Origin of the sequence: Sphingobacterium sp. CZ-UAM, assembly GCF_002000245.1 — a bacterium.
GTDB lineage: Bacteria > Bacteroidota > Bacteroidia > Sphingobacteriales > Sphingobacteriaceae > Sphingobacterium.
This window is the reverse complement of the sequence record NZ_MTCM01000001.1, coordinates 1,567,750-1,582,692: the sequence shown is the minus strand read 5'-3', so window position 1 is coordinate 1,582,692 and position 14,943 is coordinate 1,567,750. Positions and strand designations below refer to the sequence as shown.

General features: G+C 37.9%; 12 protein-coding genes. 6 read left to right on the top strand and 6 right to left on the bottom strand.

What is annotated here, in order from left to right; all coding sequences use genetic code 11:
* Window positions 1-390: 390 nt before the first annotated feature.
* Both BWD42_RS06855 and BWD42_RS24855 read left to right on the top strand, forming a co-directional pair.
* A complete protein-coding gene (locus BWD42_RS06855; RefSeq protein ID WP_077435869.1) occupies window positions 391-1,617 on the top strand; it encodes an MFS transporter in 1,227 nt (408 codons plus the stop codon).
* 866 nt (window positions 1,618-2,483) lie between these two features.
* Entirely contained in the window at window positions 2,484-2,642 is a 159-nt protein-coding gene (locus BWD42_RS24855) for a hypothetical protein (RefSeq protein ID WP_217700016.1), read from the top strand.
* Window positions 2,643-2,907: 265 nt separating this feature from the next.
* Here the strand turns inward: BWD42_RS24855 and BWD42_RS06840 are convergent, their stop codons facing one another.
* The 3 genes from BWD42_RS06840 to BWD42_RS06830 form a co-directional block, all read right to left on the bottom strand.
* Window positions 2,908-3,777 carry an RteC domain-containing protein gene (locus tag BWD42_RS06840; RefSeq protein WP_077434392.1) on the bottom strand — a complete coding sequence of 290 codons (870 nt, stop codon included), beginning with the start codon at window positions 3,775-3,777 and terminating at the stop codon, window positions 2,908-2,910.
* Window positions 3,778-3,916: 139 nt separating this feature from the next.
* On the bottom strand, window positions 3,917-4,408 hold the full coding sequence (locus BWD42_RS24670) for a helix-turn-helix transcriptional regulator (protein WP_175991980.1): 492 nt from the start codon (window positions 4,406-4,408) through the stop codon (window positions 3,917-3,919).
* Between the two features lie 624 nt (window positions 4,409-5,032).
* Window positions 5,033-5,449, bottom strand: a complete 417-nt coding sequence (locus BWD42_RS06830) for a hypothetical protein (protein WP_077434388.1) — start codon at window positions 5,447-5,449, stop codon at window positions 5,033-5,035.
* Between the two features lie 711 nt (window positions 5,450-6,160).
* Between BWD42_RS06830 and BWD42_RS06825 the strand changes: the two genes are divergently transcribed.
* The 4 genes from BWD42_RS06825 to BWD42_RS06810 are packed head-to-tail and all read left to right on the top strand — an operon-like array spanning window position 6,161 to window position 12,311.
* A complete protein-coding gene (locus tag BWD42_RS06825) occupies window positions 6,161-6,556 on the top strand; it encodes a hypothetical protein (RefSeq protein ID WP_077434386.1) in 396 nt (131 codons plus the stop codon).
* The gene (locus BWD42_RS06820) at window positions 6,553-7,659 is read left to right on the top strand and encodes a TlpA family protein disulfide reductase (protein WP_077434384.1); all 1,107 of its coding nucleotides are present in this window, start codon (window positions 6,553-6,555) and stop codon (window positions 7,657-7,659) included. Before BWD42_RS06825 ends, BWD42_RS06820 begins: the two co-directional genes overlap by 4 nt.
* A gap of 10 nt (window positions 7,660-7,669) precedes the next feature.
* Window positions 7,670-10,924, top strand: coding sequence for a SusC/RagA family TonB-linked outer membrane protein (locus tag BWD42_RS06815; protein ID WP_175991979.1), 3,255 nt, complete (start codon window positions 7,670-7,672; stop codon window positions 10,922-10,924).
* A gap of 10 nt (window positions 10,925-10,934) precedes the next feature.
* Complete coding sequence (locus tag BWD42_RS06810; RefSeq protein ID WP_077434380.1) at window positions 10,935-12,311, top strand: RagB/SusD family nutrient uptake outer membrane protein; 1,377 nt, start codon at window positions 10,935-10,937, stop codon at window positions 12,309-12,311.
* A gap of 78 nt (window positions 12,312-12,389) precedes the next feature.
* On the opposite strand, the gene BWD42_RS06805 is transcribed toward BWD42_RS06810, so the two are convergent.
* From BWD42_RS06805 to BWD42_RS06795, 3 genes are all read right to left on the bottom strand, one after another.
* Window positions 12,390-12,755 carry a hypothetical protein gene (locus BWD42_RS06805; RefSeq protein WP_139351037.1) on the bottom strand — a complete coding sequence of 122 codons (366 nt, stop codon included), beginning with the start codon at window positions 12,753-12,755 and terminating at the stop codon, window positions 12,390-12,392.
* Between the two features lie 708 nt (window positions 12,756-13,463).
* Entirely contained in the window at window positions 13,464-14,420 is a 957-nt protein-coding gene (locus BWD42_RS06800; protein WP_077434376.1) for a helix-turn-helix domain-containing protein, read from the bottom strand.
* Window positions 14,421-14,517: 97 nt separating this feature from the next.
* The gene (locus BWD42_RS06795; RefSeq protein WP_077434374.1) at window positions 14,518-14,913 is read right to left on the bottom strand and encodes a DUF3244 domain-containing protein; all 396 of its coding nucleotides are present in this window, start codon (window positions 14,911-14,913) and stop codon (window positions 14,518-14,520) included.
* Between the last annotated feature and the right edge of the window lie 30 nt (window positions 14,914-14,943).

The window sequence follows — 14,943 nt, the reverse complement described above, 5'->3', positions numbered from 1 at the left end:
GTCTTGTACTCATATATAATATTAAGAACAGTTCAAGTTTACAAATGATGATGCCATTTTTATTTATAATAGATAGTAAATGGCCTTAATAAAACCGTAATTTGACTTTTATTTTTACTTTCATAGAAAGAAATTACCGATAAAATACACGGATTTCATGAATAATATCAAGAAAGAAAAAGTAATGATAGCCGATAATTATAAATAGAAACTTATCCTCCGCTTGAAATGACTATTATTTTGATTTTGTTGTCAATTGGATCATAAAATCATAACAGATGCAAGCCTATGGAAATTAATAAATCCTTATATAAAGATTGATACTTGCAAACCAAAAGATATCACTGTTTCAGTTATAATAATTCCTTATAAACGATAAACCTCATGAATATGATGACTACCATATCTCCCGTTAATAAAACAGCCTTATTCAATGGCAGTTGCTTTGCGCTTATCACTACAGCTTTTACTTTTGCCATCCGGGCGGGTATTTTACAGCAACTTGGTCGGCAATTCGATCTGAGTGCCGGACAGTTAGGGTTTATCAATTCGATGTGGTTCTTAGGGTTTCCGATATCGATGATTTTGGGCGGATTGGTTTACCATAGGTTCGGACCTAAACGTATTATGCAAGTGGCATTTGTCGCCCATGCACTAGGTGTCCTGTTGACCATTTATGCCGGGGGCTATACTCTGTTGCTCGTTTCCACCTTATTCATTGGCTTTGGTAATGGGTGTACCGAAGCGGCATGTAATCCGTTGATCGCAGATAGTTATTCAGGAGTAAAAATGAATAAGATGCTAAACAGGTTCCATATGTGGTTCCCTGGTGGTATAGTGATCGGCAGTCTTCTGTCTAAATTGATGACAGATGCTGCTATCAATTGGCAGATACAGGTAGGCATAATTATGATCCCTACATTGATCTATGCTATATTATTCTGGGGAAAGACATTTCCAGAGCCTCAGACATCTGGTGCAGGATCTTTATCAGGAAATTTAAAGGCGATGCTATCTCCGACTTACATTTTTCTTTTTATCTGCATGGCGCTTACTGCAATAACCGAATTCGGCCCCCAACAGTGGGTAGGTTTGATCATGGGCAGTAGCGGCGCAAGTCCGATGCTGATATTGGCCCTGGTGACTGGTTTGATGGCTATAGGCCGCTACTTTGCAGGGCCAGTGGTAAAAGCATTGGGACAGACAGGTGTATTATTGATTTCAGCCATTTTTGCCACCATCGGTGTGTACCTGTTCAGTACGGTTACAGGTCCTTTGGTCTATCTTGCAGCCGTCTGTTTTGCGATTGGAGTTTGTTATTTTTGGCCCACCATGGTTGGTTCGGTGGCACAAAGAACACCCCTTACCGGAGCATTTGGGATGTCTATTATCGGCGGTGTAGGTATGTTTTCAAGCTCTATATTCCAACCGATTATTGGCCGGTGGATCGACAATGCCAGAATTGAAATGATGCTGAAGGGGTTAAGTGGTCCAGCATTAGAGCTTGCTTCGGGTCAGCTCACTTTGGCCAAGATGACGATATTCCCAGCGACATTGGTCGTCTTGTTCTTAATCTTTTTCTTCTGGCAGCGCAAAATACTTTCAGTATCCAAATAATTGGGTAACAGTGCAAATCATCGTCCGATCGTATCCGAATAGAAACAACCGGTGCCTATGCCAAGACATCTGTTGACACACAGTGACCAAAAAGAAGGTTTGCTGAAATAAATTTTGTACATGTATCTCCAGTAGTATAGACACGATAGGAGAATTTTTTGTTGTCAGCCCATGACTTAAGGTGCTTTGCAGTTGATGTATATATTTTTATATAACGTGGGTAATCACTCAGTCATAGACATACCTGAGTGGTTACGATCCCTGTAATCCCTAATAACTAATAGAAAATGAAAAATATTATAACTGTAATAACTTTTATATTATTTACAATGAGCTTGTCTGCTCAGCAAAATATAATTTCCAAAGTATCCTCCATATACTTTAAGACTAATGGTATCACTGACTTAACTGTACTAAATATGCTTAACAATAGTCTTGTTTATGGCTTCTTTGGTAAACAATACACCGAATTGATGGATATATCCATAGAAAAAATTTCAAGCTATAACTCCTATCATAAAGTAGAGTATATCAAGGAGATTCCCCCTCCAGGATACACACCTACCACAGGTACGGTTCCAACAAGTAATAGGAATCTTAGTCCAACTAGAACCAGGTCGGGAACTGTGCGTTGGTTTGAAACAAGCTATGGATTACTAAATATTTCGTGGTCGAGTTTATCTGCTCGCAAAACCATAGAGAGTGTGACTCAGAATTAGATCAATGATGTGTATAACGTTTTTAACAAAGAAGATCTTACAGTTGGGTATGTCAATAATGATAGGGTTAATGGCAGTTATATCATAAGCAAGCGTGGAAATAGTGTTGGATTCATCATTCTTTTTATAAGCAAGCTCGAGATGCTGATGGGAGACATAATCATAAATGTGCCTGAATCTGACCGGATCACTTATGCAAAAGAATTTATAGAGAGCTTCACTTTCGAACCTACACCTCCCGACTCCCAGAGTCCTTCAGATGGTTCCACCAGGACTTATGGAGGTAGAACCAGGGGATCGAAATAACCCATTAGCTTTAGTAATTGTCTCTTAACCTTAATTGGGTAAGGGACATATTTAAATAGGTCTTAATTTGAAATACTTTTAAACAAATATATTCATCATCAATATTATCAGCATTAAAAAATTTAGCAAGAATAATCGTAAATAACGCTACAAAGCAAGCAGAAGTTGGGCAGAACCCTATTTTTCTTTCCCCATTCGCCAGAAATGGGGTTGTGGGTATCCTCTAGGTATCCTCCATAGCTTCTAAGATATCATAAATCCAAACTTATCTATTTGATTTCTTTGCGAATTTAAAGGAGTCTTCGATGTGTGAATGTATTGTACTGCGCATTTCATCCAAATATTTTGTATAACTTATAGTTTTCCTGCGACGTATATCAACGAACATTCGATAAGCCTGGCTGAGGTCTATGTTGAGACTTTCTTCCAGCCATTGTATGATCTCAGAAATTTCTGCTTTGCCATGGTTGATCCGTCCAGTATAGTAAATACCATAAGCTATTTCTATCAGTTCAACTTTATCTCCGGACCAGGATCTTTTCCCTTTATCGAAAAGGCCATTTGCCAAACCATTATACGATTCCTGAATTAATAGTTTGACTTTGCGTATTAAAAAATCACGTAACATTTCATTTGCCCGGAATCTGCCGAATAGCTGATCCAGTTCAGTAGAGAATTCAGGATCAACCGCATTTAGTTCTACACTGGGAGGAAATAGAGATCTATGCCGTTTAAGGAAAAAGATCTGATCCTTGCAGCTTTCATTTTTTAGATAATATTGATAGTGAAAAGCGTGAATTTTAAAAAAGCGATCTATGATAGCGATTTCATTGATGTAATAGTTTTTTATCACTTCGTCGGTTCCGATTGGAACAGATGAAATAATATTATGCAGTTCTAAATAGTAAACCTGCCAAGCATAAAACCTAGGTTTTGTATATTTAAAAAATCTGATCTCCTGATCATCGTCTATAAAAGGCTGCATTCGATTCTGTTCTTTCAAAGAAATCAGAGTTTGTTTAATTATAGTGAGCGATGCATTCAAATTTTTGATTGGATCGCTCATTGTCCCATTGATTTCCGTCAATTGTTCAAGCATAATCGAATATTGATTTTCAAATTTTCCTGCTGGCATGATATAGAATAATTAGTACTTGCCTGTTTTCATTCGCAGATCAAAAGTATGCTTGAAGCAAATTTTAACATAGCGTAGGCATTACGTATTTGTGTCCGTAATACCTACGTATTTCTAAGAAAATTCGGTTCGAAAGTCCCTAGGTCATTGTATTTAACTTCTCGAATAATGAGTCTCTCGAGGAAACACCTGTCTTTAAAAATATGCGTTCGATATGCTTGTCAACAGTCCGGATTGAAATAAAGAGCTTGTCGGCAATCTGTTGACGTTTGAAATGATGGCATAGCAATATGACTACCTCAGTCTCCCTTTCAGATAAACTATAATTTTGGCAATTGACAATAATCAGATTTAAAGATGGTACGTGTGAAACAGAGTTTTGGAGAGTTTCGTTTTCAAGCCGTTTATTTTTCAGCCAATTATGAAGAAGGAGTATGTTTAGTGCTGTAGGGCCTAGGTTAATCAGGATGGTTTCTAGTTCCTTTCCTCCATTTAAATGTATTATGGGATATATAAATAGCCAACTTAAAATTGTGGCGAAGGCAAATAAATCCATAGATATTTTTCCACTATCTTCCTGTTTTTCGGAAATATCGCTGATGTTTTTACCAGCGATTGCTACTAGGGTCATATTATTCAAGCAAGGCACAAATAAAGAAAAGCGGTGAGCAATTTCCAAATCATTACAAGTAGAATAAATAATCGAAAATAGTATAGGGTAAGGTGCTATGAATAGAAAGCTGTTACTCCACACTTTTTTAGCCTTCCTATTAATTTTGGTTATGTTCGATTTTTTGAAATACAGATAGGGTAGGTAAGAGATTGTTATAAAACCTATTGTATTTCGAAGAAAGTACTGAAAAGCCAATGGGATTTTAAGATTGGGGTTCGGTATAAGACCATTCGTTATATTGAGTAAAACGAGCATTATAAGGAAAATAAAATATCCTTTTCGGTCTTTTGCGCTCGGGCGTTCTAAACAATAAAGGCCTACAGCGCCAATTAGAATAAATTCAATAATAATAACTCCCAATATAATGGGATTCATTTTAGTACAACCTATTTGCATATCAAATGAATTGTGGCCGAGATATGTTAGGTACGGATTGTACTTATGATTTTATCAAATCAAGTGTAAAACATACATTATTACATTTTGTTTGTTTTCCAGTCGTATTTAATCCTAATTTCGATATAGGGTAGCGATTAGATGATAACGTATTTGAATCAAACAGCTGAAATGAATAGGCGGTTACTATTTTTTATTTAAATTTCTTTTCAGATCTTCTAATTCACGTTTTAATTGATCATTTTCTTTTTCTTGCTCAATGCTTCTTTGAAGTAGTTCATTGTTTCTTTTTGTAGCTTCATACGCCTGATCCTTCCAATATTCAATCTTATCTAATAACTGTATTTTTGAAAGTTCATCTAGACTCGGCTCTAGTGTGCCAAACTGTTGTAAATATTCTCCGAACTCTGGTATTTCAGTCTTAAAATAATAGCTCATAGCATCCGCATATCGCTTAAGAATCGTAAAGGAAAGATCTTCTTTTTTTATGTGTTTGTAAAACATCGATTGTCCATATCCTGCACGTTTGGCTATTTCAACAATAGATAATTTATGGTTGTCGGCAATTTTGAATAATTCAGCTCCAATATGAACTTTATGCATAGTCAGTAATAGGGGTTTCTTAACTCATAAAGTTAATTAATGGTAGTGCGGAATTTAAATACGTAATATGCTTGAATAATACGTAATTATTACGTATATTTGAATAATATAGTGGAATTTGGTGTTTTTTATTACCGACTTTTATTTAAATAATGTAGAATAAATGAATTTAAAATAGTGTAGAATAAAAATAATTGTAATTTTGCAATACTTCTGTTAACAAAAAATGAGGTATTTGCTTACGAGTCTTGGCACGCGAACCTGACAATTCTAGAGCCCAAGAGTAAGTGAATAACCCCAATACCTAATATCAATAGGGTTGGGGTCACTTATGTCTTTGTGCTCACATCGCTTTTGCGATATTGGCTTTGTCAGGGCCTGCGTGACAATTGACAGGTGACTCCAACCTTATTAAGTACACCGTCATTTCCAAGCTCGTTAATAAACCAACGAGTTATGAAAAAAAAAGCAATCCTTAAAAATCTTATTTCTGCTCCTGAGTAGCTCAGACGGCTTGCCAACATTTTGGCTCCTTTTGCCATGAACTGCGTATCGCCAATTATTGTTCCTTGTAACTTCTATTTCACGCAGTTTGGCTCCCTGTAATTAATTTATTGTTGTTGTAACCTATGTTTACAGCAGTCCTGAAAGTCTGATTTTAGTCAGAGAGGGGACCTCATACTGTATTCAAACGGGTTAGAAGTTAAAGTGATGAACAGTTTCTACAAAAAGTTGCTCGCATTGGATTTAGTATTTTATAAGACCCACGAGCAGGGGTATGATCCAATGGTGGACATCGAGGAATTTTGGGAAAAATATGATTTGAAAAGTTTTCAGGATCATATTTTCTATCTCTTTCTCAGCCAGGATGGGATTCCCGATAATAAAAAACCAATTTATTCCGCAGATCAATTACAGGAATTTCTGATGGATCTGCTCCATCTGATCAGAGGTTACTTTGAAGCGCGTAATCGAGGAACGGACCTAAGTAAAATAAACCTTAAATCCGTTTCAAAATCTAACATGAATGACCGAGAACAAAAACTGAATAAAGAAATTTTTGAGTTTTTCGAACGAGTGTCATCTAACCTTAAAAACAAATTATGAATATTCTAAAATTATTGACTTTGGTCAAAATTATCATAGCCCCATTGTTTCTTATGTTTAGTTTATCAGCTTTGGCACAGCCTACTTCCGAGCGGGCTGTGGCTAAGGTTGAAATTAAACCTTTGGAAGTTGGTGATACAATACCAAAAGTGTTATGGGAAATGTCCATGCCTGCCGTGAACCATCCAAGTGGTAAGTCCTCCATAAAGCTTTCAGATTATAGAGACCATAAACTTATTATTTTGGATTTCTGGGCTACTTATTGTAGCTCATGTATAGCTAATATGCCCCGTACGCATAAATTTCAAAGTGAAATTGAAGGGGTTATATTTTTGCCTGTCACTTTTGAATCTTTGGATAAAGTGTCTCCTTTTATTAAGAAAAATTATATCACAGATTCGCTTAATCTTTATTCAGTTGTTGGAGACACTGTACTTCGTAAATATTTTCCCTATAAATCCATACCCCATTTTGTATGGATAACAGCAGATGGAAAGGTTCGCTCAATTACACAAGCCCAGCAGGTAACGGAAAAAAATATCCGTGAAATGTTAGCATCTCCGGGTAAAACAAAACTAGCTCTAGCACAAAAAATAGATAAGGGTGGTGCGCTATTAATATCAGATGAAATATTGGATAAGGGCCTTCAGCAATATTCAATATTCATAAAGGGAGCGAGACCTGAACTGGTGACTGCATTTTTCGAGCGGTCAAAAGACAGTGTTATCTATGGTAGATGTCATACCAATGAACCGTTAAAATTAATGTATGGATCAATCGTAAATGGACTACTCAGACACAAGGGGATCATGTTTAATATGACCACGGATATCATCTTGGATGTGAAAGAACCGGCAAAATTAGATTTTAAGTTGACGGGAATTGACTCAAGGGATTTTAATAGGCAGGAACTGAAGTTCAAGTGGGATGAAGAAAACCTCTATAGTTATGATGTTATCCTACCGGTTGATAAACCCGTTCAGCTTTATGAGAATATTTTGTCGCTAATCAACAATTCCACGCCGTATGAGGGAACAATCGAAAAACTAAAAATCAACGGCAAGGAAAAATACATGTTAGTTATTAGGGATGATGAACAATAGCCTTGAGATTATGAAAAGTAACTATAAAATATACCTATATTTTTCCGTTTCAATGTTTATTTCGTTGCTAGCAGGCTCCGTAAATGGACAAAGTATTATTCCTTGTCAAATTGTGGACCAAAAAAACGGTAAACGCTTGGAATCCATTAACGTGCTTGCCGACAATGGAAAGGCTAAAGAATGGTTGAAATCAGATAAGAATGGGAAATTCTTTTTAAATTTTACAAAAACCTCAGAAAGGATCCATGTAAAGATTTCAGCAATAGGCTATTCAAATTTAGATACAGTTTTTAATTTCTTAGCAGCATCTAAGAAAGAAGTTGTTATACGGTTACATGAAATCAATACCCAATTGGATGTCGTTGATATAAACGTTTCTACTGGATATCAGACGCTTCCTAAGGAGCGGATCACAGGATCTTTTGCCTGGATTGATAAGAATAAACTTGATGAGCAGGTATCGCCGGATATTCTTGGCAAGTTGGATGGTACGATCAGTGGACTTGTGTTCGATAGAAGTACAAATTCGGAGCCTCGACTAAGTATCCGAGGACTGAGCACTTTACAGCCATCCATGAATGCTCCTTTGGTTATACTGGACAATTTTCCATATGACGGCGATGTCAGCAATATAAATCCAAATGATATTGATAACATAACGATCCTCAAAGATGCTTCGGCAGCGTCAATCTGGGGTGCAAAAGCTGCAAATGGTGTTATCGTGATCACCACAAAAAAAGGAAAATTGAATCAGCCTTTAAGGATGGACTTTGTGGCAAATACAACCGTTTTAGCTAAGCCTAATTTATTTAGCAAGAGACGAATGAGCTCTGCCGATTTTATTGATGTTGAGAAAATGTTGTTTTCAAAGAGATATTATGACAATGATATTGATTTGGACAGTAAACTCGTTCTTTCACCAGTAGTGGAGCTGTTGATTAAAAGAAGGTCAGCATCCCCCTCCGAGATAGAGGCTATCGATAGCCAGATTGAACGGTTAAAAATGCATGATGTTAGAGAGGATTTCGACCGCTATGTTTATAAAAGAGGCGTTAATCAGCAATATGCGCTAACAATGAATGGTGGTTCAGCTAAGATGGGCTGGAGTGCTTTTTTGGGGAGTGATATCAATATGGATAATCTCGGAAATAAATACAGGCGTGTAAATGCGCGGTTGCAGAACATGATTGCGCTAGCTGATAACCTTAAATTAAATTCCTCATTGGCTTTTACAAAAAGTGCACGGCAGTCGGGTAGGCAGGGTACCGGTGAGATAACATCGAAGGGAGGTTTTTTGTATCCGTACGCATTATTAGCAGACGAGGAAGGCAATGCTCTTCCAATTCCTAAAGACTGGCGGTTCAGCTATATTGATACATTAGGAGACGGTAAACTTCTAGACTGGAAATATTACCCTTTGGATGATTATAAAAGTAATAACCGAAAAGAAAATATTTCTGATATAATCGCCAACATAGGATTAAATTATGGCTTCTTGAAATGGTTTCACGTTGATCTGATGTATCAGTATGAGCGTCAGACTAATTCAGCGGATCATCTGAGGGGGAATCAGAGTTATTTTGTCCGGGATCTTGTGAATGGATTTTCACAATTCGACAGCGATGGTAATCTGGTACGGAAGGTGCCGCCTGGAGAAATAATGGATTATCAGGATGGAACTATAGTTTCCAATAATTTGAGGGGGCAGCTCAGTTTTGACAAAAGATCTGAAAATCATTTATTCAGTGCAATTTTGGGTACTGAAATCAGGGAGTCTGTGTCCTTGGGGCATACAAGTAGGAGCTACGGATTTGACTCAGGCACAATGACATCCGGTACCGCAGATTATACGATGTCTTTCCCTCACCTGATAACCGGATACCCATTGTTTATTGAAAATGGGATCTATGCGAGTGAAAAGGCCGCTCGGTTTGTATCTGCTTATGCTAATGCGGCGTATACCTACAAAAATACATATACGTTTTCAGCCAGTGCCCGAAGAGACGCTTCAAATCTGTTTGGATTTAAAACAAATGATCGCTGGAATCCGTTATGGTCATCTGGTCTGAGTTGGCAAGTTTCCGAAGAGCCATTTTATTTAAATAATGGAATCGGAAAAGCAATACCTTATTTAAAAGTCAGGGCTACATACGGTCATAGTGGGAATATACACCCCTCAATGGCTGCTTTGACAACAATTCGATATAGGGGAAATTCTCCCTATACACAGATGCCTTATGCAAGTTTTGATAAATATGCCAATCCCGATTTAAAATGGGAGACAACAGCAATGCTGAATTTGGGATTAGATTTTGGGCTGAAGAACAACCGTCTGAATGGTTCGGTTGAATATTACCGCAAAAATTCCTCGGATCTGTTTGCCAGTGTACCGATTGATTATACCGGAGGCATCGGAAGTACGGTTGTAAAAAATGCGGCAAAGATGAAAGGATGGGGATGGGATATCGTTTTAAATAGTGTTAATCTTGATGGGGAAGTTAAATGGAAAACAGAATTTAACTTAAGTACAAATCGGGATCAGATTGTTAAATATTATCTGCCTACTGATCGGGGGAGTAATTTTATGCTGGTGATCCCAACGGTGACCGGGGTTGAGGGCAAACCTGTTTATTCTGTATTGTCCTATAAATGGGCGGGGTTAGATCCTCAGAGTGGTTCGGCCAGAGGCTTTGTTAACGGAGAAGTCAGTTCAGCGTTTACGGAAATCACAGGACCAAATACAACTGTGAATGATCTTATTTACCATGGTTCTGCAAGTCCAACTGTTTTTGGATCCGTTGGTAACACTTTTTTGTGGAAAGGTTTTTCTGCAACAATAAGGATCCAATACAAATTCAATTATTTCTTTAGAAAACCTACGATATCCTATAGTTCATTATTTGCTAATTGGGAAGGAAATGCTGATTATTCGAAACGCTGGACGCGGCCTGGCGATGAGACCCGAACAGATGTTCCAGCGCAAATCTACCCTGCTTCTGTTCAGGCGGAAGCTTTCTATCAGTTCGCGGAGCCTTTCGTGCTTAAAGCTGACCATGTGAGGCTTCAGTATATAAACTTTGCTTACCAATTTAACAAAGGAGCTATGAGACTCCCCTTTGAAAAATTAAAGGTATTTCTGTCTGCAAGCAACTTGGGCTTACTATGGCGCGCAAACAAAGAGGGACTGGACCCGGATTACGCATATAATGATTTAATGATGGCACCACCCACTACCTGGAGTGGGGGAGTGCAACTTACATTTTAATCCATTGATTATGAAACCAATTAAAAAACTCAGTAAAAGCTTAGCATATCTATTTTTTTTAGGTCTCGTGATGTGCCTTGCTGCATGTAATAAATTTTTGTCTGAAAAACCCGATAAAAGTTTAGCCGTTCCTTCGACACTCAAAGATTTTCAGGCACTTTTGGACAATAAAGGTGCATTAGCGTCCGAACCTAACACGGGAGAGATAAGTTCTGATGATTATTACCTTACGCAAGCGGATTGGACATCCTTATCCTCAGAAGCTAATAGGCGGGCGCATGTTTGGGAAAAAGACTATCTGTTCCAAACCAGATCCACCGAGTGGCAGACTTTTTCTACTGCTGTTTATTATAGTAACACTGTGCTGGAGGGATTGGAAAAACTTGATCTTGCGGTCAAGAATTCCATGGAATATAACAACATTAAAGGGCAGGCTCTTTTTTTCAGGGCCAAAAATGTTTTTGCCGCTGGTGTAATCTGGTGCCAGAGCTATGATGCCGAGGTCGCTGCCAAGGAACTAGGGCTGCCCTTAAAGCAGAATACGAATTTTAACGAGCCTTCTGTAAGATCGACTCAAGAACAAACATATAATCAAATTATTTCAGATCTGATGCAGGCGGTGCCTTTGCTACCGGTAGTTCCGGTCAGTCCTGTTCGTCCTTCTAAACCGGCAGCTTACGCTTGCCTCTCTAGAGTGTATCTTGCGATGGGAAACTATTTGCAGGCGGGCGTTTATGCGGATTCATGTCTGCAATTGTTTGATACGTTGATTGATTATAATGCTTTAAGTGGCGGCACCGCTACCTATCCCTTTGTAAGTTTAAACAAGGAGGTAATCTCAGATGCTGGTATGCCTGTCGGGCAGATATTGAATTTGAGCAGGGCAAAAGTTGTCGAAGAACTATATAATCAATATGATGACAATGATCTTCGTAAAACATTATTTTTCGTCAGGAATGCTGATGGATCGCATGGATTCAAAGGGCGGTATACGGGTAGCGCAAGCTTATTTTCGGGGCTGGCCACAGACGAAATGTTTCTAACAAAAGCCGAATGTCTAACTCGGGGTGGTGAGTGGACTGAGGGAATACAGGTATTAAACAGGTTATTGGTTACCCGATGGAAAACCGGAAAATTTTCACCGGTTACTGCAAATAGTGAAAAAGAAGCATTGGAAATTATCCTGAAAGAACGTCGAAAGCAGTTGCTTTTTAGAGGTTTAAGATGGATTGATCTAAAGAGGTTAAATAGAGAAGGAAGAAATATTACATTAAAGCGGGTATTAAGTGGGAAAGAATTTATGCTATATCCAAACGATCTGCGCTATGCGCTACCCATCCCTGAAGATATTATTGAATTATCCGGTATGCAGCAGAATCCAAGGTAGCAAATATATTTAAGGCATCGGAACATTACCGATGCCTTAAAATTTCGGTTAATTGTCTAATGAAATAGAACCGCCTGCTTACATTTCTGGTTTACGGGAATCAGCATTATCAGCGACTGCATCTGGATCGCTTGGATATTTCGTGTTTAAATAACTCACCAATTGTGAAGGATTGGCAATTGTAGCGTCAGTTACAGTAAACGAGCAAGGAAGAATCTCAGCGTCATTTGAACAATTTGGATCAGACGAAGGACCGCTTTGCCAGAAGCTTGCATTATAAATTTGACTTTGGCTGGTTCCTGTAAAATGCCAGGTACTTGCCTTTATAGCTACTGGAGCTTTGTCAGTTGAATCCTTTTCCATAGCTTTCACCATGAAGAATACTCCGGACAATAAAACTAAGGCAGTTACGCCAGCGATCATTTTTGATTTTAACGTTTTCATAACGAATTACTTTAGATTTAAAAATTATTATTTTCTGTATGCCGGTTTTACCTCGCAGGCATACAATCGAGGTTTTCTATTTCACGGCCTATCGGCTTCCTAGAAATCAATAGGCCCATTAACGCGTGAACAAAGCAAATTTGCGGGCATACCGCATTTTGCGATAAATGTATTTTCGAATGCGGGCAACAGCATAAAATAGATTTGATGGTGCAAAGAGAAACACGATCAAGTGCCGCATCCTACGAAAACTGGTTCGCATTCCTCCCGTAAGTCGGAAGGATGTAGTCCTGTTGGATCTTGCTATGCGTTTCATTTTCGTTACCATTGTATACATTCATTTCTTTTTACTTAGAGAGGACTTTTAGCCCTTCTCTGTCACATCATGTACTTTTTCGTCGTACCTACGCCCATGTCCCGACATCCGATCTCGACCTGGTTAAGCATACCAACGGATATAGATAGCATTAAGCTTTGCTTTCCTGTCGAAACTTTACCATCGAGAAATGGCCCGTACCTTGGTATGCAGACTAAATCTTAACTATGTTTGAAGTCTCTCTTTGTATATTGTCAAAGTTCGCAGCATTTAATGCGGGGCAGGTAGGACAAAATGCACTAAATGACGGAGAATTTTATTGGTAATCAATTGTTAAAGGGGAATTTTGTCCCACTTTGGGAGAAATAATAGAAAAGCATTTCAAATTTGGACTATTTAAAGCTAGACGGAGAAACTCCGAAATATCTTTTGAATTGCTTTCTAAAACTGTGGAAATCCGAATAGCCGACAAGTGGAAAAACTTCGGTGATTGCGATTTTGTTAGTACCGATCAAAGCTTTTGCTTGTTCCATTCGCACCTGAACTATATAATTATATGGAGTTTTATCAAACTCTTGTTTAAATGTCCTGATCAATGTTTTTACGGTAATAAAAAAATGATCAGCCAAGGTTTTGTTATTCAGTTGAAGATCTCCATAATTCTTATTGATATATTCTTGAACATTAAAAACTAGACTACTGTATTTCTTATCCAACATTAACTGATAGCGGTTAATAATCGCTTTTATATTTTTTAGAAGACCAATTTCAAGCTGGGTATAGTCTGTTGTTTCTTTCAAGCTAAACAATTGAGAAAGGAGATCATGCATTTTTACATCTATGGCAAAAGGAGAGAGATGACCATAGAGTTTATGGTCATTATTCATACTGTTCAAAAATTGCCCTATGCTTGGATAATTAAGATCTTGCCGTTCTAGCCAGGCAGTTCTTGGTATGATGTAGAAAAATTGATGAGTACCTTTGGGGAGATGATAACAGAATTTTCCTTTTCGATTATAGGTTGCATAGCAGGTATTTTCCTCCGCTGTTATAATAGGAAAGCCATCTTCTGTAAAAAAAGACATTTTTCCCTGCAACATCATGAATAGAAAAAGTCTTTTTTTCTGATTGATAAAGCCGGCTTCTAAATCTGTATGTAGTTCGATCGTAGTTAACTCCAGTAGAAAGAGGAAATAGCTAAAGTATTGGTTGTACATGGTGCCCTCACGAAAGACAATCTTCTCAGCTTTTGCATAGGGGAGTTTTATTGTACAAGAGTTTGGCAATTGTCCTGTTATATCCGTAATGACGTTGGGGCTGTTAAATACATGTTGAACCGATCGCAGCATAGTCTGAAAAGATAAGATTTATGATTTCCATCCCAACGATGTGTTAATGATAGTCTAACCACAGATCACTTATCGATCTGTGGTTAGAAAGGATTATTTACAGCATAAATTCACCTGTCATTGTTCCATTTGATGCCGTGAATGATATTGAATAATTTCCAGCTGGTAAATTGGAAACTGGGATTAGCGTCTCGCCAATAAAATTAGAAATAGTGGAAGTATATAGAATTATGCCTAAATCGTTTGCGATGGTGATCTGCACGGACCCCATATCAAAATGAAATTGGGCTTTAATATAGGAATCTTCCATATAGGCAGAAATTGCTTTCACCTCCCTGCGTATTTCACCGGGTTCTATTCTTCCCCTCAGATCTATCTCATCGGATTGAAGATTTAAAACCTTTGTTGAATTGGAAAAAAGCTGGTGATTTTCACTAGCAGAAGTTAATAACGATCCTGCACAAAGTGTGATTAAAAGGGCGAATTTTGTCATCTTAAAAGGATTTTGGTTAAACTTTAAGTG